Here is a 20,879-nt window from a genome sequence, read left to right on the forward strand (position 1 = left end):
GGTCAGCGCGCCGGTCGGGGGTGGACCGGCGCGCCGGGTCAGGCCCGCAGGTCCCGGCGACGCAGGGCCAGCAGCCCCCCTGCGGTCAGGCCCAGTGCGACCAGCGCCATGGCCGCCAACGGCACGACGTCGAGCTCGGCGGCGGGCATCGCGGGGACCAGACCGAACGGTGCCGCGTCCAGCACGGCCTCGGGCAGGTTCATCAGCGGGCCGTACAGGCCCACGACGATCGAGCCGACGAGCCCGACCCACACCCACCACGTACCGGCCCGGCCCCACCCGTGGGCCAGGACGCCCGCACCGGCGAACACCAGCACCAGCGGCACGTACGCCAAGGACCCCAGCGCGAGCTCGAGCACGAGCGCCCCGTCCCCCACCGAGGCGGCCGCGCCGACGCCCAGGGCCGCCCCGGAGACCAGGAGCAGCAGCGACGAGGAGACTGCCGTCACGGCCCAGGACCCCACGACCCAACGGGTCCGGGACGCACCGGCCACCAGCACCGCCGCGGCCCGCCCCTCGGCCTCCTCCCGGCGCAGGCGGCCCACGCCCACCACCGCGTGGACGGCGACCGCCATCGCGAAGAACCCCACGAACGCCGACAGGGCGGCGAGCAGCACCTCGTCGCTGGTGGCGTCCACGCCGAAGACCGCCCGCAGCTCGGGCTGGGCCTCGAAGCCGTCCACGATGCCCTGGGCGAGCGACCCGCTCAGCACCCCGAACACCGCGAGGCCCACGGCCCACCCGACGAGCGACCCCCGCTCCGTCCGCAGGGTCAACCCGCTCACGGTCACCAGCCCGCGCGAGGCGTGGGCGCGACCGCGTCGGGAGGCGACCAGCCCCGCGCCCACGTCCCTGCGCACCACCAGGGCGTACGCGAGCACCAGCAGGACCACGGCCGTCACGACGGTCAGCGCCAGGGGCCACCAGCGCAGGTCCACGAACGCACGCATCTGCTGGGCCCACCCCACCGGGGACGCCCACGACAGCGCGCTGCCACCCTGCTGCTGGGCGTCCCCCACACCACGCAGGACGTAGACCAGGCCCAGGACCGCCCCGGCGCTGCCCGTCGCGGTGCGGGCGTGCTCGACGACCTGGGAGGTGACGGCGGCGACCGCCCCCAGCACCAGCCCCACGCCGGCGGTCCCCAGACCGATCGCGGCCGAGTCGGCGAACACCAGGCCCGATGCCGTGAGAGCGACCGTCAGACCGGCCGCGACGGCCGCGTTGGCGGCCACGAGGGTGAGGACCGCCGCGGTGAGCAGGGTGTAACGGCCCACGACCGCGGCCCGCAGGAGCTCGGCCCGGCCCGTCTCCTCGTCGGCCCGGGTGTGGCGCACCACCAGGAACACCGACATGAGGGCGGCGGCCACCGCGAGCATGCCGAGCAGCTCGTTGGAGACCATGACCCCGAACGTGTAGTCCTCCAGCCCGTACCCGGGACCCGACATGAGGGCGCCGGCGGGGTCGCGCATGAGCTCGGCACGGGCCTGCAGGGCACCGGGCTCGGAGTAGGCCGCCTCGATCGCGACCGCGAAGTAGGCGATGAGGGCGCTCAGCGCGAACGCCCACACCGGGACGCGCACGCGTTCGCGGCGCAGCGCGAACCGCAGCATGCGACCCAGCCCGGCGTGCGGGGTGTCGGGCACGGGGGCGCGTGGAGCCGGGCGGGTGGTCGTCGTCGCGCTCATGCCGAGGCCTGCGGGGTCGGGTCGACCGACCCGTAGTGGTGGACGAACAGCTCCTCGAGCGTGGGTGGTGTGACGACCAGGCTCTCGATGCCCAAGGGCGCCAGGTGGGCCATGACGGTGGAGAGCGCGTCGTCGTCGACGGACATCACGAGCCGGTCGCCGTCACGGTGGGCGTCGTGCACACCGGGGAGCTGCGGGACGTCGGTGGGCTCGCCACGGGTGAGGACCTGCACGCTCGAGCGGGTCAGGTGCCGCAGGTCGGCGAGGGTGCCGGACTGCACGGTGCGCCCGGCGCGGATGATCGTGACCCGGTCGCAGAGCTTCTCGACCTCGGCCAGGATGTGGCTGGACAGCAGGACGGTGGTGCCGGCCGCGACGGCCTCGGCGACGCACTCCTGGAACACCAGCTCCATGAGCGGGTCCAGCCCCGAGGTGGGCTCGTCCAGGACGAGGAGCTCGACGTCGCTGGCGAGCGCGGCGACCAGCGCGACCTTCTGCCGGTTGCCCTTGGAGTAGGTGCGGGTGCGCTTGGTGGGGTCGAGGTCGAACCGCTCGAGCAGGTCCGCCCGGCGGCGCGGGTCCGCGCCGCCCCGCAGGGAGGTGAACAGGTCGATGACCTCGCCACCGGTGAGCTTGGGCCACAGGTTGACGTCACCGGGGACGTAGGCCAGCCGCCGGTGGAGGCTGACGGCGGCGTCCCAGGGGTCGGCGCCGAACAGGCGGGCGGTGCCGCCGTCGGCGCGCAGCAGGCCCAGCAGGACGCGGATGGTCGTGGACTTGCCCGAGCCGTTGGGCCCGAGGAAGCCGTGCACCTGACCGGGTTCCACCGTCAGGTCCAGGCCGTCCAGGGCCCGGGTGGGCCCGAAGGTCTTGGTGAGGTCACGGATGTCGATCACAGGGTTCATGCGGGGTCACCTTCGTCGGTCGTCGAGGTGCCGGCCCCGGGGGCGTCGGCAGGGGTGGCAGCAGGGTCGGTCGACGCTGCTGCGGGGGTGGTGACGGCGTCGTGACCAGGTGGGTCGGTGACGTACATGAGGTAGGCGTCCAGCATCGACCTGTCGGCCATGACCCCTTCGGTGAACACCTCCAGGGCCGGCAGGGCGACGCGCTCGGTGTAGCGCCGGACGTAGTCGGACGGGGTGTCGCCCTCGCGCGGCTCCTCCAGGGCCGCGTCCAGCAGGAGCGCCCCGAAGCCGACCAGGGTGAGGTAGCGGGCCCGGGCCCGCTCGTCACGGCTGGGCCGCAACGTCCCGGCCGCCACACCGGCGGCGAGGTACTGCTCGGAGTCGGCCACGAAGTGGTCGATCAGGTCCCGGGCGGCCTGCCCACCGGCCTGCAGGGTGCGCATCGTGTAGGTGATCACGGGCGCGTACTCCTCGACCTGGGCGAGCTGGAGCACCGCCGCCGCCGGCCCACCGGCGGTGAAGGCGTCGTACTTGGCCTCACGGATGACGCGCAGGACGTGCTCGTCGCACGCGGCGCGCAGCCCGTCCTTGCTGCCGAAGTGGTGGATCACGAGCCCGGCGCTGACACCGGCGTCCTGGGCGACGGCCCGGACGCTCGCGCCGAAGCCGCGCGCTCCGAAGCAGCGGATCGCCGCGTCGCGGATGCGGGCCCGGGCCGTGACATCCCCGTCGTTTGAACGCATGTTCAGTACGTTAAACGCTTGTTCAGGGGCGTGGCAACGGTGCTCGGGGCCGTGTCGGTGGCCCGCGCTACCGTCCCCACCGTGACCACGACCCGCACCCGCCAGAACCGCCAGGCTCGCGGCCCCGGCTTCGCCTGCACCGAGTGCGGGTGGACCTCGGCCAAGTGGGTGGGCCGGTGCGGGGAGTGCCAGGAGTGGGGCACCGTCCACGAGGGCGCCGCACCTGCCGCCGGCCCCCGCACCACGGCCACCACCCCCACCCGGTCACCGGCACGCCCCATCGCGCAGATCGACGTCGAGCAGGCCCGCGCACGGCCCACCGGCGTCGACGAGCTCGACCGCGTGCTCGGCGGCGGGCTCGTGCCGGGGGCGGTCGTCCTGCTCGCCGGCGAGCCGGGCGTCGGCAAGTCCACCCTCCTGCTGGACGTCGCCGCGAAGGTCGCCCGCACCACCGGGCAGCGCGTCCTCTACGTCTCGGGTGAGGAGTCCGCCGGGCAGGTCCGCCTGCGCGCCGAGCGCATCGACGCCCTCGCCGACGGACTGCTGCTGGCCTCCGAGACCGACCTGGGCACCGTCCTGGGCCACATCGAGGCCACCGACCCCACGATGCTCGTGGTCGACTCCGTGCAGACCGTCGCCTCGGCCGAGGTCGAGGGCGCACCCGGTGGCGTGGCGCAGGTGCGGGAGGTCGCCGCCGCGCTCATCGCCGAGGCCAAACGGCGCCAGGTCCCGGCCGTGCTCGTCGGTCACGTCACCAAGGACGGCAACGTCGCGGGCCCCCGCACCCTGGAGCACCTGGTGGACGTCGTCTGCCAGTTCGAGGGCGACCGGCACTCGCGCCTGCGCCTGGTCCGCGCCACCAAGAACCGGTACGGCCCCACCGACGAGGTCGGCTGCTTCGACCTCACCGAGGCCGGGATCATCGGCCTGGCCGACCCCAGCGGGTTGTTCCTGTCACCGACCGTCCGGGACGTGCCCGGCACCTGCGTGACCGTGACCCTCGAGGGCCGCCGGCCGCTGGCCACCGAGATCCAGGCCCTGGTCGCACCGTCGATGCTGTCCAACCCCAGGCGCACCACCAGCGGCATCGACTCCAGCCGCCTGGCCATGATCCTCGCGGTCCTGCAGCGCCGCGCCGGGCTTCCCGTGGCGGACCGGGACGTGTACGTCTCGACCGTCGGCGGTGCGCGCGTGGTCGAACCCGCGGCCGACCTCGCCGTCGCGCTCGCCGTCGTCAGCGCCGCGCAGGACGCACCACCGGCACCCGGCCTGGTCGCCCTGGGCGAGGTCGGCCTGGCCGGTGAGCTGCGCCCGGTCGTGGGCGCCGGACGCCGGCTGAACGAGGCCCAGCGGCTCGGGTTCACGCGCGCTGTCGTCCCCACCGGCAGCATCGAACCCGGTACCGCCCCCGCCGGCCTGGAGGTCGTGGAAGCCCGTGACCTGGCCGAAGCCGCGCACCTCACCCGGATGGCCCACGTCCCCGCACGTCCGGAGCCGTGATCCGGTGGCCGTCCTCGCGTACGATTCGCACGTGGTCCACACCGAGCGCTCCGCCGAGGAGAAGCTGCGCTCCACCCTGGCTGCCGTGGCGCCGGGGACCGAGCTGCGCGACGGCCTCGAACGGATCCTGCGCGGGCGCACCGGCGCCCTGATCGTCCTGGGCCACGACCCGGTCGTGGAGTCGATCTGCTCCGGCGGCTTCACCCTGGACGTCGAGTTCTCCGCCACCCGCCTGCGCGAGCTCGCCAAGATGGACGGGGCCGTCGTCGTCGACGGGTCCGCCACCCGCATCCTGCGGGCCGCCGTCCAGCTGCTGCCGGACCCCACGATCCAGACCACCGAGTCCGGGACCAGGCACCGCACCGCCGAACGCGTCGCCAAGCAGTCGGGCCACCCCGTGGTCTCCGTCAGCCAGTCGATGCGGATCATCGCCCTGTACGTGGGCGACTCCCGGTACGTGCTCGAGGGCTCGGACATCATCCAGTCGCGCGCCAACCAGGCGCTCGCGACCCTCGAACGCTACAAGTCGCGCCTGGACGAGGTGTCCGGGACGTTGTCGGCGCTGGAGATCGAGGACCTCGTCACCGTCCGGGACGTGGCCGCCGTCGTCCAGCGGCTGGAGATGGTGCGCCGGATCTCGGAGGAGATCGCCGGCTACGTCGTCGAGCTCGGCACCGACGGTCGGCTCATGGCCCTGCAGCTCGACGAGCTGATCGGGGGCATCGGCGCCGACCGTGAGCTCGTCATCCGCGACTACGTCGAGAGCGCCCGCTCGGGCCGTGACCTGGCCAGCGTCCAGGCGGACCTGGCCGAGCTCGACGCCACCCAGCTGCTGGACCTCACCCACATCGCCCGGGTCATGGGGCTCATCACCGTCGAGGACTCCCTGGACGGTGCCGTGGGTCCCCGCGGGTACCGGCTCCTGTCGAAGGTCCCCCGGCTGCCGTCCACGATCGTCAACCGCATGGTCGGTCACTTCGGCGGGCTGCAGAAGCTCCTCGCAGCCGGCATCGACGAGCTCATGTCCGTCGACGGGGTGGGTGAGCAGCGTGCCCGCGCGGTGCGCGAGGGCCTGTCGCGGCTGGCCGAGTCCAGCATCCTCGAACGCTACGTCTGAACCCTCGCCCTCACAGCGGGCCGCACCCGCGTCGGGTCACCGCAGCTCGAGGACGATGCGACCGGACTCCACACCCACGACGTCCGCGATCGCCGTGTAGGTGCCGGGCCGGGGCTCGGGCAGGCCTGCCGTGCACCCCTCGTCCGACCGGTCCCGGGGCCACGGCACCTCGACCCGCTCCTGGCTGCCCGGCGAGAGCAGCAGCAGCCGCTCAGGGGCGTCCCGGACGCAGTCGGTGCTCGCCCAGATGCGGTCGGTACCGGAGGTGACCGTCACCGTCACCCGGTTCGACCCGACATCCAGCGTGCAGGCCCCCTCGCCGGCGTTGCGGACCGTCACACCGAACAACGGTGCGGTGCCGTCGTCGTACGTCCGGCCGTCGGCCTCGAGGGTGACGTCCAGGGCGTCCCGGGCGCAGGGCGACGGTCCCCCGTCCCCCGCCGCCAGCGGCTCGGCACCGTCGGGGGCGGCCGGGTCCCCGGCGACGGCGCTGCCCACGGCCCTGACCGCCCACGCCAGCAGCACGACGAGCACGGCGACGACGCCCAGCACGACGAGACGACGCACCCAGTACACCTCGGGTCGTCGTGGCCCCACAGGCCGCAGGACGGTGCTCATGGCCCCTCCCTCCCCACCACACGCTACGTCCCCCACCCCGGACCGGGCCGGAGCCGCGCCGCACACGATGAGGGATGATCGACACGTGCCCCACCCCCTCGTCCCACCGGTCCTGGACTGGTTCGGCACCCACGCCCGGGACCTGCCGTGGCGCGAGCCCCGCTGCACCCCCTGGGGGGTGCTCGTCAGCGAGGTGATGCTGCAGCAGACGCCGGTGGTGCGCGTGCGGCCCGCGTGGGAGGCGTGGATGGCCCGGTGGCCCACCCCGGCTGACCTCGCCGCGGCACCCACCGCGGACGTCCTGCGGGCCTGGGACCGGCTCGGCTACCCACGGCGGGCGTTGCGGCTGCAGCAGTGCGCCCGCCACCTGGTCGACCACCACGACGGTGTGATGCCCACGACCGAGGACGCGCTGCTGGCCCTGCCCGGGGTCGGTGCGTACACCGCCGCCGCGGTCATGGCGTTCGCGCACGGCCGCCGGTCGGTCGTGCTGGACACCAACGTGCGCCGGGTGCTGGCCCGCACCCTGGACGGGGTGGCACTCCCCCACCCGACACTCACCCGCCCCGAGCACGCCCGCGCCGAGGCCGTCGTCCCCGCCGACGACGCGACCGCGGCCCGGTGGAGCGCAGCGGTCATGGAGCTGGGGGCCCTGGTGTGCACCGCGCGGTCACCGCGCTGCGACGTGTGCCCGGTGGCTGACCTGTGCCGGTGGGTCGCGGACGGCAGGCCCGTCGACGCCCACGCCCACCGCCGCCGCCGCCAGGGGTGGGCGGGTACCGACCGGCAGGCCAGGGGCCGGGTCATGCGCGCGCTGCGCACGAGCGACCACCCCGTTCCGAGGTCCGTCATGGCCGCCGACGTCACCGACCCCGGGCAGCTGGGACGGGTGCTGGACGGGCTCGTCGCGGACGGCCTGATCACCCCCCTGGTGGTCGACCACGCGCACGGCGAGGACGACCCCGTCTACCGGTTGCCGTCGTGACCGTGCAGGTGCCGGCGGGCCTGCGGGACCAACCGGGGTGGGACCCCACGTGGGCACCGTGGCTGGACCGGCTGCCGCGCCTGGTGGGCGACGTCCTGGACGACTGGGGCCTGACGCCCGAGGGTGAGCCGGCGCACGGACGGTGCGCGCTGGTGCTCCCGGTCCGGACGGCCGACGGGGCACCCGCCGCCCTGAAGCTCGGCTGGCCCCACGAGGAGGCACGGTGGGAGCACCTGGCCCTGCAGCACTGGCACGGGCACGGGGCGGTGCGGCTGCTGCGGGCGGACCCTGCCCGGTGGGCGCTGCTGCTGGAACGCGCCCGGCCCGTGGACCTCACGACCGTGGACGACGTGACCGCGTGCCAGGTGGTCGGTGGCCTGTACCGACGCCTGCACCGCCCCCCACCACCCCAGCTGCCCCGGTTGTCGCACCTGGCCCGGGGGTGGGCCGACCGCCTGCAGGGCTTGCCGAACGACGCGCCCCTGCCCCGTCGCCTGGTGGAGCAGGCCGCGTCCCTGGCGCGCGACCTGGCCGACGGGCCGGGCGTCGACACCCACCTGGTCCACACCGACCTGCACTACGAGAACGTCCTGGCCGCCGGGCGCGAACCGTGGCTGGCGATCGACCCGAAGCCGTGCGCAGGTGACCCTGCGTTCGAGCCGGCGCCCATGCTGTGGAACCGGTGGCCGGAGGTTGTCGCCGACGGCCGGCCCCGCACCGCCCTGCACCGGCGCCTGTGGGCACTGGTCGACGCCGGCGGCCTGGACGAGGACCGTGCCCGGGCCTGGGTGGTGGTGCGTGAGATGACCAACGCCCTGTGGTGCATCGAGGCCGCGACCCGGGCCCGCCGGCCACTGACGACCGCCGACCGTGCCCTGCTGACCAGGACGGTCACCCTCGCCAAGGGCGTGCAGGACTGAAGGCGCCCTCAGCGGGTCACAGCGTGGTGCCGCTACCCGCGTCGGTGCCCGGGCCCGGGTCGGGGAGCTCCAGGAGCATGCGGGTGTTGCCGAGGGTGTTGGGCTTGACCCTCGCGAGGTCCAGGAACTCGGCGACACCGTCGTCGTGGGAGCGCAGCAGCTCGGCGTACACGGTCCCGTCGACGGGCGTCCCGGCGATCGGCCGGAACCCGTACCCGGTGAAGAAGTCGACCTCGAACGTCAGACAGAACACCCTGCGCAGGCCCATGCGGGCGGCGCGGTCCAGCAGTTGCTGCAGGATGGTCGCCCCGACCCCGTGCCCCACCCAGGTGGGGAGCACGGCCAGGGTGCGGACCTCGGCCAGGTCCGACCACATGACGTGCAGGGCACCGCACCCGATCAGCCGCCCGGTGGCGTCCTCGGCGACGACGAACTCCTGGACGGACTCGTAGTACGCCACGAGCTCCTTGGCGATGAGGATGCGGGACTCGGCGTACGGCTGCACCAGGTCACGGATCTGGGTGACGTCCCTGGGCAGGGCCGGCCGCACCCGGAACTGCTGGGAGGGCCTGCCGTGGCGGCCGGTGGTGGCCGCGCTCGCCAGGGGCTGCTGATCAGGGTCGTCCACGGGGCAACGGTAGGGCACCCCTCAGGTCGCGGCGAGGGCTTTCAACCGACCGTGCTCGGTGGCGGCGACCAGGCGGGCCGCCGACCGCCGGCGGAGCACGCGCACGACCACGACTGCCGCGACCAGCGTCGCGAGCAGCAGCAGGTGCGGGACGGGCAGGGCCCGCACCGTCAGGGACGCGGCCGCCTCGGTGAGCGCACCGGGCACCTCGTCGGCGCCGACGACGGCCGGGACGGCCGTCAGGTGCACGTCGGCGAACCCGACCGGCCACACCCCGTCCACGACGACCGACGTCGCGACCTGTCCCCCGGGCAGGACCTCCCGCACCGGGACGCCGTCCACGACGGCCGGGGCACCCAGCCACGGATCCACCGTCAGGGCGGGTGTGGCACCCAGCCGCACGTCACCGGTGTTGGCAAGCACGTAGGTGATCTCGACCTGCCCGGGCGCGAACGGGTTCCACGACGGGGCGTACCGGGCGGTCGCGTCCTGGACCGTCAGCGCGGCGGTCAGGTCACCGGTGACGCGCAGGTGCAGCCGGACGCCCACCCGGGAGTCCAGGGCGACCTGCCCGCCGTCCTCGCCCTCGGTGGTGGTGGTGACGGACGCGACGACGCCCGCGGGGTGGTCGCCGGGCCGGGCGTCCTGCGGGACGGTGACGGTGACCGGCACCACGACGGTCTCCAGCGCCGGGACCTCGACCGCGTCGGTGACCTCGACCCAGGCACCCGCGGCGGTGGGGGCGGTCGCGGTGGGGGGCAGGTCGAAGTCACCGGTGTCGGTGATCAGCCCGTCCCCGGCGGCGAGCGCGAAGGTCACCGCCTGGTCGGTGTAGTTGGTGAGCGCCACGTGGTCGGTGACCTCCTGACCGGGGTCGAGCTCGTGCCGCAGGGAGGTGCGGTCGTCGGGCCCGTCCTCGTCGGCGGGCACCAGCGACCAGGTGGTGGTCTGCGCCCCCGGGGTGGTGACACCGCCGCGGTCCACGTCCAGGACGTCGTCGGGCTCCGGGTCGGGCAGCTGGGAGGGGTCCGGCAGGTCCGGGTCGGCGACCAACGGCACGGCCGCGGACGGGACCGTGGCCGCGGGGGCGGCGCCCGCCGTCACGAGGGCACCGGGGACCAGGCCGCCCAGGGCGAGGGCGGCGGTGATCGACAGGAGCGGGACGGTCAGGTGGGGCAGGTGCACGACGTTCCTCTGGTCGGGCCCCGTGGGCGGGGCTCTGGGTGCGGGTGGTCACGCGCCCGGTCGTTGCGGACGGTGGTGTACGGACGGGCGAGGGTGCGGACGGGCCGGCCGTGGGGTGAGGGCGCCCGGCCCCCACCCCACGACCGGTCAGGTGTGCCTGGCGGTCAGTCGACCGGGAAGAGGCTGACCGTCACCACGCCGCTGTAGGTGCCGGCACGGGTGCTGACCGGGACGTCGAGCAGCAGGTCGGCGCTGAGCTCGGCGGTCCCGATGCGACCGGTGGCGTCAGCGGTGGCGAGTGTGGCCGGGACAGCCACGCCCGTGCCGCCGTCGAGGACGCTGGTGACGTTCTCACCAGCGGTGACACCGTCACGGCCGGCGACCACGACGGGCTTCCACCCCAGGTGGCCGGCGCGCAGGCGCGCACCGCTGGAGAGCAGGTCGGTGGACTGGCCGGAGACCGACCACCCGGTGGCCTCGGCGCGGGAGTCGGTCACCGCGACGGTCGGCAGGACGCCCACCATCCGCAACCGGTCACCGAGGTTGTCGGCCTCGCCGAGCTCGACGGCGTCACCCGCGACGGACAGCGCGAGGCTGCCGGCGGCGAGCTTCTCAGGGATGGTCGCGGTCACCGTGATGCCGTCCGCACCGGCCGACGGGGTGTAGTCCCACAGGTCCTTCAGCAGGACGTTCGCGACGTCGGTGTTGTCCAGGTAGGCGCCGCGCACGGGGTCGGTGCCGGTCGCGAGCGCCTCGAGGGCCTGCGCACCGGGACCCTTGGCGTACAGGGGCACGATCTGGTTCGTGTGGCTGCCGGAGTGCCACGAGTGGGGCGCGACGGAGCCGGCGGCACCGGACATCGCGGTCCACGTGGGGTTCGCGCCGGGGCCGGCGAGGTAGCCGGTCTCGTGGTCGGACGTGACGATCACGAGGGTCTCGTCCCAGCTGCTGGACTCCTCGACCCACTCGACGACCGCGTCGACCGACTTGTTGAAGTCGATGCTGTCCTCCACGAGCGTCGCCGGGCTGTTGGCGTGGCCCGCCCAGTCGATCGCGCCGCCCTCGATCATGACGAAGAAGCCCTCGTCCTGACGCTCCAGGACGTTCAGGGCACCACGGGTGAGGGTGGGCAGGTCGGGGACGTCGTTGGCGGGCACCGTGAAGGGCGCCGCGGAGGCCGCGGCACCGGTGCGGCCCTGCTGGAGGGTGGACCCGACCCGGGCCACACCGAAGACACGGTCCGGCACCGAGGTGCCGTCGGCGAGCGCCTCGAACTGGGCGTTGTCGTCGATGAACGTGAAGCCGGTCTGCCCGTCGACCAGGCGCTCCCACTCACGCTCACCGATGTAGTTGTAGCGGGGGGTGGACCGCAGGGTGTTGTCGTCGTCGTAGTACGGGTGGCCGGCACCGAGGACGACGTCGAGGTAGTCCGCCTCGAGGTACTCGCGGGTCACCCCGACCAGGTCGTTGCGGTTCGCGTTGTGCGCGGCGAACGCCGCCGGGGTGGCGTGGCTGACGGGGACGGACGTCACCAGGCCGGTGGCCTTGCCGAGGGCGTAGGCGCGCTCGGTGAGGTTCTCCAGGACGGTGCCGTCGGGGGCCAGGCCCAGCATGCCGTTGCGGGTCTTCACACCGGTGGCCAGGGCCGTCCCGGCGGCGGCGGAGTCCGTCGCGCCGGCCCGCACCCAGTCGAAGTCCGCCCAGGCGGCCTCGGCGTCGTAGGAGCTGTTGACGGCGTACGTGCTCTGGCCCACCTGGACCGGGAAGCGCTGGTAGACGGCCGACGGGGTGCCCGGCACGTGCGTGACGTCCCCGGTCGCCGGGTCCACCAGGACCTGGTGGTAGGTGGTGCCGTACTGGTAGGCGGTGGTGAGGTCCACCGAGCTGTAGCTCATCCCGTCACCGATGAGGAGGATGACGTTCTTGGGTGCGCCGTCGGGCGCGGTCGTCGGCGCTGCTGCGGCACCGATGGCAGGCATCGTCAGGGCGGCAGCGGTCAGGGTCGCGGTCGCGATCCCCGCACGGCAGGCGAAGGTACTGCGTCGCATGAGAGGTGATCCCCTTGGTTCGCGGAAGCCCGGGAACCCGGGCCGCGACCACCGTGGCGGGGCCGGGCGACGTCGAGGTGGCGTCCTGTCGACGCCAAGGTCAACTCTTGGCATCGGGGATCGTGACAGCCGGCGGCGGCCGGTCGAGACTGACGGCCCCCGGGCGACCCCCCGGTGACCCGGGGGTCCGTCAGTTCTCGAAGCGCCGTGTCAGAGCGCCGTCCGGACGGTGACCGTGGTCACCTGTCCACGCGGGCCGAACCTCCACCCGCGAGCTTGAGCACCTCGGCCTTGGTGACCATGGTGGTGTCCCCCGGCGTGGTCATCGCCAGGGCCCCGTGCGCCGCACCGTACTCGACGGCGGTCTGCAGGTCCTGCCCGTCGAGCAGCCCGTAGACCAGCCCCGAGGCGAAGGAGTCCCCGCCGCCGACCCGGTCCAGGATCTCCAGGCGCTCCCGGTGGGTGGCCTGGACGACGCCCGTCCCGCGGGACCACGCCAGGGCGCCCCAGTCGTTGATGCCGGCGGACCGGACGGTGCGCATGGTGGTGCCGATGACGGCGAAGTTGGGGTAGGTGCGTGCGGCGGTCTCGATCATCGCGGCGAAGCTGTCGACCGCCAGGTCGGTGAGGTGCTCGTCGACGCCCTCGACCTCGAACCCGAGGCTCGCGGTGAAGTCCTCCTCGTTGCCGATCATGACGTCGATGTACTCGGCGATGCGCCTGTTGACCTCCTGCGCCTTGGCCTTGCCGCCGATCGACCGCCACAGGCTGGGCCTGTAGTTGAGGTCGTAGGAGACCACGGTGCCATGGCGCCTGGCAGCGGTGACGGCCTCGAGGACGACGTCGGCGGTGGTCGGTGACAGCGCGGCGAAGATCCCACCGGTGTGCAGCCACCGGACCCCGAGCTCACCGAAGAGGTGGTCCCAGTCGACGTCACCGGGCTTCATCTGGGAGGCCGCGGTGTGGCCCCTGTCGGAGACGCCGACCGCCCCACGCACCCCGAACCCGCGTTCGGTGAAGTTGAGCCCGTTGCGGACGTCGCGGCCGATCCCGTCGAACGGCACCCACCGGATGAACCGGGTGTCCAGACCACCGGTGAGGATGCAGTCCTCGACCAACCGCCCGACCTCGTTGTCCGCGAGCGCGGTGACCACCGCGCCGCGGAGCCCGAAGGCGCGGCGCAGCCCGCGGGTGACGTTGTACTCACCGCCGCCCTCCCACACCCTGAAGGTGCGGGTGGTGCGGATGCGCCCTTCGCCCGGGTCCATGCGGAGCATGACCTCGCCGAGGGAGACCGCGTCGTAGGTGCACTCCTCGGCGGGGCGGATGGTCAGGTCGGGCAACGTCGGGCTCCTCGGTCGGGCGGGGCGGTGCGGGGTGCTGGGGGGCCCGTGGCCCGGGGGAACCGGTCACGGGCGCTGGGTGGGGTCAGGTGCGGGCGGCCAGTGCGACCGCCTGGGTGGTGAGCTCGGTGATGCCGGCGAAGTCGCCGTCGGCGATGCGGTCGCGGGGAACCATCCATGACCCGCCGACGGCCACGACGGCGGGGATGTCGAGGTAGTCGGTGAGGTTGGTGGGGCCGACGCCGCCGGTGGGGACGAACGTGACCTCCCTGAAGGGTGCGGCGAGCGCGGCGATGGCGGGCGCTCCCCCGGAGGTGCCGGCGGGGAAGAACTTGACGGTCGAGAGGCCCAGCTCGACGGCGGCCTGGATCTCGGTGGCGGTGACGGCGCCGGGCAGCGCGAGGACGCCGTGCTCGCGGCACCGCTCGACGACGGCGCGGCTGAGCCCGGGTGAGACGACGTAGGCGGCACCGGCTGCGACGGCGCGGTCGACCTGGTCGGGTGTGAGGACGGTCCCTGCGCCGACCAGGACGTCCCCGCGGGCGGCGATGGCGCGGATGGAGTCCTCGGCGGCGGCGGTGCGGAAGGTGACCTCGGCGACGGGGAGCCCGCCCGCGACGAGGGCGGCAGCCAGGGGGTCGGCGTCGTGGGCGTCGTCGAGGACGACGACGGGGACCAGGCGCGCGTCGCTGAGGGCCTGCAGGGTGTCCGTCATTGCACATCCGTTCACAGCGTTCCGCTGAGCGGAACGGTTGGTTCGCTGAACGGAACAAGGATGCCATGGCTCGGTCACGAGCGCACCCCCCTCAGGCAACGCCACGCGGGCACCCGCGGTCCTGCCGCCTCAGTCGCCGGTGGACCCCGGGGGCAGCGTCAGGCGTTCCGGCAGCAACGGCGGCAGGACCTCACGGACGCACGCCCACAGCTCGGCGACCCGGGCCTCGGTCATGCGCTCGACCGGGGCCGTGATGCTGACGGCCGCGACCCCCGACCCGGCCCGCAGCAGGGGCACCGCCACACAGCTGATCCCCGGCTCGTTCTCCTCGACCTCGCGGGCGTAGCCGTGGTGGCGTGCGGCCTCGACCGCCGCCCACACCACCTCGGGGTCGACGCCCACGTCGAGGACCCTCAGGTACTCCGGCAGCTGGGACCGGTCGGTACCCCGGGACGCGAGCAGCGCCCGGCCCAGGGCTGTGGTCGCCGCCGGGCTGCGCCGCCCCACGGCCGACCAGACCCGCACCGACCGTTCGGGCTCGACCTTGTCCAGGTACACCACGTGCGGGCCGCTCAGCACCCCCAGGTGGACCAGCTCGCGGGTCGCCGCGCACAGGGCCACCAGTGCCGGGTGCAGCAGGGTCGGCAGGTTGTCCTCGCCCAGGTAGTCCTCGCCCAGCCCGATGGCCTCGGCGCCCAGCAGGTAGGCGCCCGTGGCGGGGTCCTGGGTGACGAAGCCACGGAACCGCAGGGCTGCGAGCGTGCGGTGCAACGTCGTCTTGTTCAGACCGAGGTCCAGCGCCAGGTCGGCGAGGTGCACACCGCCCGCGCCGGCGCGGGCGAGCGCCTGCAACGCGAGCAGCGCCCGGTCCACAGCCTCCACCGGTGAGCCCACCAGGTGCCCCCTCCGTCACGACCCCCGGCCGCGCGACCGGGGCGCCGTCATCCTGGCACGGATGTCAGCGGCGCCTGGGGCCACTACGCTGATCTTGTGCCCGATGACGAGCCGACCGCTGCGGCGCGCCCCGGGCCGACCGGTCGGGGTCGTCGGGGGGCTGCTGTCACCCTGAGCGACGTGGCCCGGGAGGCCGGGGTGTCCCTCGCGACCGCCTCACGGGCCATCAACGGCAGCGCCACCCGCACCGTCCGCCCCGACCTGCAGGAACGGGTGCTGGAGGCGGCGGCACGGTTGCGATACTCGCCCGACGCGAACGCCCAGGCCATGGCCCGGGGCCGGACGAGCTCGGTGGGGCTGGTGGTCCACGACATCGCCGACCCGTACTTCGCGGCGATCGCCGCCGGCGTCACCCGCGCCGCCGACCGCATGGGCCTGACCGTCACCCTGACGTCCACCCAGCACGACCCCGCACGCGAACCCGCCCACGTCGAGCTGCTGCGGCGCCAACGGGCCCGCGCCGTCGTGGTGTGCGGGGGACGCCGTGACGACGAGGCCGCCAACGCCGCCATGCGGTCCGCTCTGGCGGAGTTCCGCCGTGCGGGCGGGTCGGTGGCGCTGGTCAGCCAACCCCTGCTGGGTGTCAGCACCGTCGTCATCGACAACACCGGCGGCGCCCACGCACTGGCCCGGGCCCTGCACGGTCGCGGGTACCGCCGGTTCGGGGTGCTCGCCGGCCCGGCCGACCACCTCACCGCACGCGACCGCGTCCGCGGGCTCCTCACCGCCCTCACCGGGCTCGGGTGCCCCCCGCACCCGGACGCGGTGGTGGCCTCGGCGTTCACGCGCGACGGGGGTCAGGACGCCATGGGCAGGCTCCTGGACCGCGGCCCGGCGGTGGACGTGGTCGTGGCCGTCAACGACGTCATGGCCCTGGGTGCCCTGGCCGCCGCACGGGAACGACGGGTGCGCGTCCCCCGGCAGGTCGGGGTCGCTGGGTTCGACGACATCCCCACCCTGCGGGACGTGACCCCGTCGCTGTCCACGGTGCACGTGCCGCTGGTGGACATCGGTGAGGCGGCGACCCAGCTGGCACTGGGCCCCGCCGGGCCCGAACCACGCCTGCTGCACGTCGCCGGTTCCGTCGTCCTGCGCGACTCCACACCGGGGCCAGGTGCCGTGAGCTGAGGCGACGTCGTCAACCCGGCGAGACCGTGCCGACCCAGTACTCCTCGAAGCGCCCGTCCCGCACGCGCAGGATGTCGTTGCCCGCGAAGTGCATCGCGGTCCCGTCCGCCGAGCCGATCACACCCGCACGCCACCGGCAAGGCCTCAGCGCAGCGCCGGGTACGCCTGCTTGGGGAGGTTGTACGCGAGGTCGACGGCGGTCTCGGTGGCCTCGTCCTCCTCCAGCCGGTGCTCGGCGACCAGGCGGGCCAGGTACCCGGCGTCGATGCGTCGGGACAGGTCGTGGCGGGCCGGGATGGAGAAGAACGCGCGCGTGTCGTCCACGAACCCGGTGGTGTTGTAGAACCCGGCGGTGTCGGTGACCGCCTCACGGAAGCGGCGCATCCCGTCGGGGGTGTCCAGGAACCACCAGGGCGCGCCGAGCTTCATCGCCGGGTACACCCCGGCCAGGGGCGCGAGCTCACGGGAGAAGATCGTCTCGTCGACCGTGAAGACGATGAACCGGAAGTCCGGGTGGTGGCCGAACGCCTCGAGCAGCGGGCGCAGGTTGTGGGTGTACTCGGTGGCGACGGGGACGTCGTACCCGACGTCGGCCCCCCGCACGGCGGCGACCCGCGCGGAGTGGTTGCGCAGCACCCCGGGGTGCAGCTGCATGGTCAGCCCGTCCTCGGTGGACATGCGCGCCATCTCGAACAGCATGTGCGCGCTGAACGCCTGCGCCTGCGCGGCCGTCGCCCGCCCCTGGAGGGCGGCGGTGAAGATGCGGGCCGCGTCGTCCCGCGACAACGGGGTGGTGTCCGGGGAGAAGTGGCCGTGGTCGGTGGCCCGCGCCCCACGTTCGACGAACGCGCGACGTCGGGCCTCCAGGGCGGTGAGGTACGCGTCGTAGGAGTCGACCGTCACCCCGGCACGCTCCCCCAGCTCGGCCACCAGGTCGACCCACCCCGGGGTGTGCACGTGCAGGACGACGTCGGGCCGGAACGTGGGGACGATGCGCTCGCCCCACCCGCGGGCCGCGAGCGCGGTGTGGTCGTCCAGGGTCGCCGACGCCGGGTCGGTGGTGGCCAGGATCTCCAGGTTCAGGGAGTCGACCAGGGCCAGGGGGCGGAACGCGTCGGTGGCCAGGCGGGCGGTGATCTGGTCGAACAGGCGGTCGGCGGAGTCCGCCGAGGGGCGTTCGGTGAGCCCGAGCACCTCGACCAGGACGTGCTCCATCCAGAACCGGGTGGGGGTGCCCCGGTACAGGTGCCAGTGGGAGCAGAACGTGCGCCAGATGGCCCGCGGGTCGGTCTCGGTGCGTGACCCGTCCTGTGCCGGGACACCGAGGTCACCGTGGGGCACGCCCTGGGAGACGATCATGCGGACCAGGTAGTGGTCGGGGACGACGAGCAGCTGGGCCGGGTCACCGAAGGGTGCGTCGGCGTTGAGCATCGCGGCGTCGACGTGGCCGTGCATGGACACGATGGGCAGGTCCTTGGTGGCCGCGTAGATGCGGCGGGCGACGTCGCGGGTGGTGGGGTCGGCGGGCAGGGCCCGGTCCGGGTGCAGGGTCCACGGCTCGGCCTGGCTGGTGGGCATCGGTGCCTCCACGTGAAACGGGTGAAACGCTCGACCGCGGACCATCCTGCCCGTTGAACCAGGTCGGTACAAGGACACTGGTCCCGGGCTTCTATCCGTGGATCTTGGCCGCTACGCTCGCGTGAAACGCGTTTCATGGATGGGGCCTGTGTCCCGGACGGAGGTGGACGAGCTGGTCACGTTGAGGGACGTCGCCCGCGCGGCCGGGGTGTCGCCCGCGACCGCGTCCCGCGCCCTGTCGGCGCCTGGACGGGTCGGCGCCGAACGGCGCGAACGGGTCCACGAGGCAGCCGCCCGGCTCGGGTACCGCGCGCACCAGGGCGGGGCCGGACGTCGCATCGGGGTGGTGGTCCCGGACCTGACCAACCCGTTCTTCGCCGGCGTGGTGAAGGCCGTCGGGCAGCGGGCCCACGCCCGCGGGGACGTGATGCTCCTGGCCGACACCGGTGAGGACCCGCAGCTGGAGGCCCAGCAGGTCACCGCCCTGGCCGGGCACGCCGACCAGCTGGTGCTGTGCTCACCCCGCACCGACGGCCCCACGTTGCGCACCGCCCTCACCCCACGCGGCCCCGGGGACCGCGCACCACGGGTGGTGGTGGTCAACCGGGACGACGTCGGGCTGCGCGGCGTCGTCGTCGACAACCGCGACGGGGCGACCCAGGCCCTGCGGCACCTGCACGCCCTGGGCCACCGACGCGTCGCGTACGCCGGTGGGCCGCCGCAGTCGTGGTCGGACCGCGAGCGCCGGCACGGCCTCCGCACGGCCGCAGCGGCCCACGGGGACGTGGAGGTGGTGGACCTGGGGCACTTCCCCGGGGTCGCAGCCGGTGGTGTCCCGGCCGCGGACCTGCTGGTCGCGTCCGGCGCGACGGCCGTCGTCGCGCACAACGACCTGATCGCCCTGGGGGTCGTGGACCGGTTGCGGGCCCGCGGGGTGGACGTCCCGGGGCAGGTGTCGGTCGTGGGGTTCGACGACGTACCCGCCGCGACCCAGGTGTCCCCCGCCCTGACCACGGTCACCGTGCCGTTGGGCGTCCTCGGCCGCACCGCCGTGGACCTCCTGGACGGTGGGCCCGAGGAGTCCGTGCTGGTACCGGTGTCCCTCGCGGTGCGCGCGTCCACGGGCACGGTGCCCGGGAGCTGACCGAACAGCTGCGGATCCTCTCAACGCAGGCCGCCCCCTCTACGCGCGCCGTCACCGCCGCCTCACCGCAGAGCCGAGCACGACCGGCAACTTCCTCCGGGGCAAGTACGGGAACGGCGAACCAGACGCCTTCGGGCTCCGGACACGGTGACGGACGGGGGTAGGGAACTCGCTGGCCAGGACGCCGAGTTCACTTGTCCCCAGCGACGACGTCCACCCAGAGGCCTGCACTGAGTCGGCTGGTAGCCTCCCCGCGACATCCGGAAGGCAGGCGTGTGGACCAGGTGGAAGCACGACCAGAAGCGCTGCGAGACGCGGCCAGGATCCTCGAACGCCGTGGGATGCCACCGAACCCTTTGACGGGGACCATGCCCATGGCGCAAAGGCTCGCACCGACTGTCGCGCACGGCCTGAACGCGGCAGTGACGTGGTGGACCGACCAGATCGCCACCCTTAGCGAGCGGGCCGCGGATGCCGTGCTGGCACTGCGCGACAACGCCGATGCCTACGAGCGCGTGGACCAGTGCGTCACGGACCGGTTCACCGGCGGGCAGCGGGCCCGATGAGCACGACCCTGGCCTACCCACCGGACGAACCGGCCGTGCTCGAGGAGCGACGCACCGTCCTCGTGCGCTCCGCCAGTCACCTCACCGAGCTCGGCGACACCCTGGCTTCGGCCAGGACGATGGCGCTCGGCGACTGGTCGGGCATCACCGCACAGGCGGCAGACGCAGCGTTCAAGGCGCGCATCGCCTCCGCGGAGGACTCCGCCTCACGCCTCCGGTCGACCGCCATGGCCGTCGAGCAGTACCGGGCTGGCGTGGTGGCCGCACGGGCGCAGATCGACGAGCTCCGTGCCCGACAGAACGCGATCTTCGCGGCACGCGCAGACACCGACGCAGCCGCCCGGGCCTTCGTCGCGGCGCCGACCGCGGAGGGGGTCGCCGGCTTCCTCCGTTCCCTCGCACGCCAGACGGTGTTGCGCCGTGAAGCGGCAAACCTCGCGAGCACCTACGCCGACGTCATGCAGCGGGTCGCCGAAGCCGCCCAGACCTGCACAACGGCACTCTGGGAGCACGGCCCCGGGCTCACGGAACGAGCCAGGCACCTCGCCGACCAGGCCGGTGTGCGGAGCCCGCACGAGGACCCCGAACCCAACGGCACGTCCTACCCCGACGGTCTCGGACCCATGGTCCCGGGCACCACGATCCCGATGCCCGAAGCCCCACCATGGCCCGACGCCGATCCCGGCGCCGGCGAGTACAACAGCGAGTCCGCCTCACCCGGCGACTACCTCACCCACCAGGCAGCACTTGGCGCCGCCACCGCCCTGCAGTGGAAATGGCCGAACGCCTCAGAAAACCTGCGCCACTTCCTCGGCAACAGCGGACGCCCACTGGAGCAAGACGTGGACCAGATGCTTGTCGACCTGCCGGGGTTGAGTACCCGAGTGGCGTCGGTGCAGGCGCAGTTGAGCGCCAAGGCGGTTACGCAAGCCCGAGCCGCCGGTATAACTGAGCCGGTGACGTTCCCGGTGAGCACCGGGTGGGATGGGTACTACGCCGAGCCGGACGAGAGCACCAACTGGTTCTACGCCACCGGTGGCTTCCGGTACAGCCTGCAAGGCCAGATCACCGTCCACCCCCCGCCGTCCCCAGGGGGCGAGTGGACCTACGAGCA

General features: G+C 73.8%; 19 protein-coding genes. 8 read left to right on the top strand and 11 right to left on the bottom strand.

Annotation, left to right across the window (positions count from 1 at the left end; genetic code table 11):
• Positions 1 to 38: 38 nt before the first annotated feature.
• From N869_RS05170 to N869_RS05180, 3 genes are read right to left on the bottom strand one after another with little or no spacing between them, the layout of a single operon-like run.
• Complete coding sequence (locus N869_RS05170) at positions 39 to 1,688, bottom strand: ABC transporter permease (RefSeq protein ID WP_035058770.1); 1,650 nt, start codon at positions 1,686 to 1,688, stop codon at positions 39 to 41.
• Positions 1,685 to 2,593: an ABC transporter ATP-binding protein gene (locus tag N869_RS05175; protein ID WP_035058772.1), complete on the bottom strand. Its 909-nt coding sequence runs from the start codon at positions 2,591 to 2,593 to the stop codon at positions 1,685 to 1,687. Before N869_RS05175 ends, N869_RS05170 begins: the two co-directional genes overlap by 4 nt.
• Complete coding sequence (locus N869_RS05180; RefSeq protein WP_084136453.1) at positions 2,590 to 3,336, bottom strand: TetR/AcrR family transcriptional regulator; 747 nt, start codon at positions 3,334 to 3,336, stop codon at positions 2,590 to 2,592. The genes N869_RS05175 and N869_RS05180 overlap by 4 nt, the downstream gene beginning before the upstream one ends.
• Before the next feature lie 81 nt (positions 3,337 to 3,417).
• Here N869_RS05180 and radA point away from each other — a divergent pair, with 81 nt between their 5' ends.
• Both radA and disA read left to right on the top strand, forming a co-directional pair.
• Positions 3,418 to 4,836 carry a DNA repair protein RadA gene (gene radA / locus N869_RS05185; protein WP_052105052.1) on the top strand — a complete coding sequence of 473 codons (1,419 nt, stop codon included), beginning with the start codon at positions 3,418 to 3,420 and terminating at the stop codon, positions 4,834 to 4,836.
• A gap of 31 nt (positions 4,837 to 4,867) precedes the next feature.
• Positions 4,868 to 5,953 carry a DNA integrity scanning diadenylate cyclase DisA gene (gene disA / locus N869_RS05190; protein ID WP_035058791.1) on the top strand — a complete coding sequence of 362 codons (1,086 nt, stop codon included), beginning with the start codon at positions 4,868 to 4,870 and terminating at the stop codon, positions 5,951 to 5,953.
• A gap of 36 nt (positions 5,954 to 5,989) precedes the next feature.
• On the opposite strand, the gene N869_RS05195 is transcribed toward disA, so the two are convergent.
• On the bottom strand, positions 5,990 to 6,571 hold the full coding sequence (locus N869_RS05195; RefSeq protein ID WP_156968350.1) for a hypothetical protein: 582 nt from the start codon (positions 6,569 to 6,571) through the stop codon (positions 5,990 to 5,992).
• Positions 6,572 to 6,638: 67 nt separating this feature from the next.
• Between N869_RS05195 and N869_RS05200 the strand changes: the two genes are divergently transcribed.
• Together N869_RS05200 and N869_RS05205 are read left to right on the top strand one after the other, a co-directional pair.
• Complete coding sequence (locus N869_RS05200; protein WP_052105042.1) at positions 6,639 to 7,556, top strand: HhH-GPD family protein; 918 nt, start codon at positions 6,639 to 6,641, stop codon at positions 7,554 to 7,556.
• Entirely contained in the window at positions 7,553 to 8,476 is a 924-nt protein-coding gene (locus tag N869_RS05205) for an aminoglycoside phosphotransferase family protein (protein WP_052105044.1), read from the top strand. Before N869_RS05200 ends, N869_RS05205 begins: the two co-directional genes overlap by 4 nt.
• A gap of 16 nt (positions 8,477 to 8,492) precedes the next feature.
• Here the strand turns inward: N869_RS05205 and N869_RS05210 are convergent, their stop codons facing one another.
• The 6 genes from N869_RS05210 to N869_RS05235 all read right to left on the bottom strand — a co-directional run bounded on the left by N869_RS05210 (position 8,493) and on the right by N869_RS05235 (position 15,289).
• Complete coding sequence (locus tag N869_RS05210; RefSeq protein WP_052105057.1) at positions 8,493 to 9,080, bottom strand: amino-acid N-acetyltransferase; 588 nt, start codon at positions 9,078 to 9,080, stop codon at positions 8,493 to 8,495.
• Positions 9,081 to 9,125: 45 nt separating this feature from the next.
• Positions 9,126 to 10,289, bottom strand: a complete 1,164-nt coding sequence (locus N869_RS05215; RefSeq protein ID WP_052105047.1) for a hypothetical protein — start codon at positions 10,287 to 10,289, stop codon at positions 9,126 to 9,128.
• Positions 10,290 to 10,453: 164 nt separating this feature from the next.
• On the bottom strand, positions 10,454 to 12,337 hold the full coding sequence (locus N869_RS05220; RefSeq protein WP_052105049.1) for an alkaline phosphatase: 1,884 nt from the start codon (positions 12,335 to 12,337) through the stop codon (positions 10,454 to 10,456).
• A gap of 239 nt (positions 12,338 to 12,576) precedes the next feature.
• Positions 12,577 to 13,680, bottom strand: a complete 1,104-nt coding sequence (locus tag N869_RS05225; RefSeq protein ID WP_035058777.1) for a sugar kinase — start codon at positions 13,678 to 13,680, stop codon at positions 12,577 to 12,579.
• Positions 13,681 to 13,765: 85 nt separating this feature from the next.
• Positions 13,766 to 14,395: a bifunctional 4-hydroxy-2-oxoglutarate aldolase/2-dehydro-3-deoxy-phosphogluconate aldolase gene (gene eda / locus N869_RS05230; RefSeq protein ID WP_035058779.1), complete on the bottom strand. Its 630-nt coding sequence runs from the start codon at positions 14,393 to 14,395 to the stop codon at positions 13,766 to 13,768.
• A 129-nt stretch (positions 14,396 to 14,524) separates the two neighbouring features.
• The gene (locus N869_RS05235; protein WP_232229615.1) at positions 14,525 to 15,289 is read right to left on the bottom strand and encodes an IclR family transcriptional regulator; all 765 of its coding nucleotides are present in this window, start codon (positions 15,287 to 15,289) and stop codon (positions 14,525 to 14,527) included.
• Between the two features lie 180 nt (positions 15,290 to 15,469).
• Between N869_RS05235 and N869_RS05240 the strand changes: the two genes are divergently transcribed.
• Entirely contained in the window at positions 15,470 to 16,477 is a 1,008-nt protein-coding gene (locus N869_RS05240; RefSeq protein ID WP_232229616.1) for a LacI family DNA-binding transcriptional regulator, read from the top strand.
• A 144-nt stretch (positions 16,478 to 16,621) separates the two neighbouring features.
• Here the strand turns inward: N869_RS05240 and uxaC are convergent, their stop codons facing one another.
• Positions 16,622 to 18,055 (bottom strand): glucuronate isomerase, encoded by a 1,434-nt coding sequence (gene uxaC, locus N869_RS05245; protein WP_035058802.1) that lies wholly within the window; start codon positions 18,053 to 18,055, stop codon positions 16,622 to 16,624.
• A 148-nt stretch (positions 18,056 to 18,203) separates the two neighbouring features.
• Here uxaC and N869_RS05250 point away from each other — a divergent pair, with 148 nt between their 5' ends.
• The 3 genes from N869_RS05250 to N869_RS17290 all read left to right on the top strand — a co-directional run.
• Positions 18,204 to 19,199, top strand: coding sequence for a LacI family DNA-binding transcriptional regulator (locus N869_RS05250; RefSeq protein WP_232229617.1), 996 nt, complete (start codon positions 18,204 to 18,206; stop codon positions 19,197 to 19,199).
• A gap of 374 nt (positions 19,200 to 19,573) precedes the next feature.
• Positions 19,574 to 19,765, top strand: coding sequence for a hypothetical protein (locus N869_RS05255; RefSeq protein WP_156968351.1), 192 nt, complete (start codon positions 19,574 to 19,576; stop codon positions 19,763 to 19,765).
• The coding region (locus tag N869_RS17290) for a hypothetical protein (RefSeq protein WP_198025966.1) at positions 19,762 to 20,879 on the top strand (1,118 nt) is incomplete at its 3' end. The genes N869_RS05255 and N869_RS17290, both read left to right, overlap by 4 nt.

Source organism: Cellulomonas bogoriensis 69B4 = DSM 16987 (assembly GCF_000767165.1).
Classification (GTDB): domain Bacteria; phylum Actinomycetota; class Actinomycetes; order Actinomycetales; family Cellulomonadaceae; genus Actinotalea; species Actinotalea bogoriensis.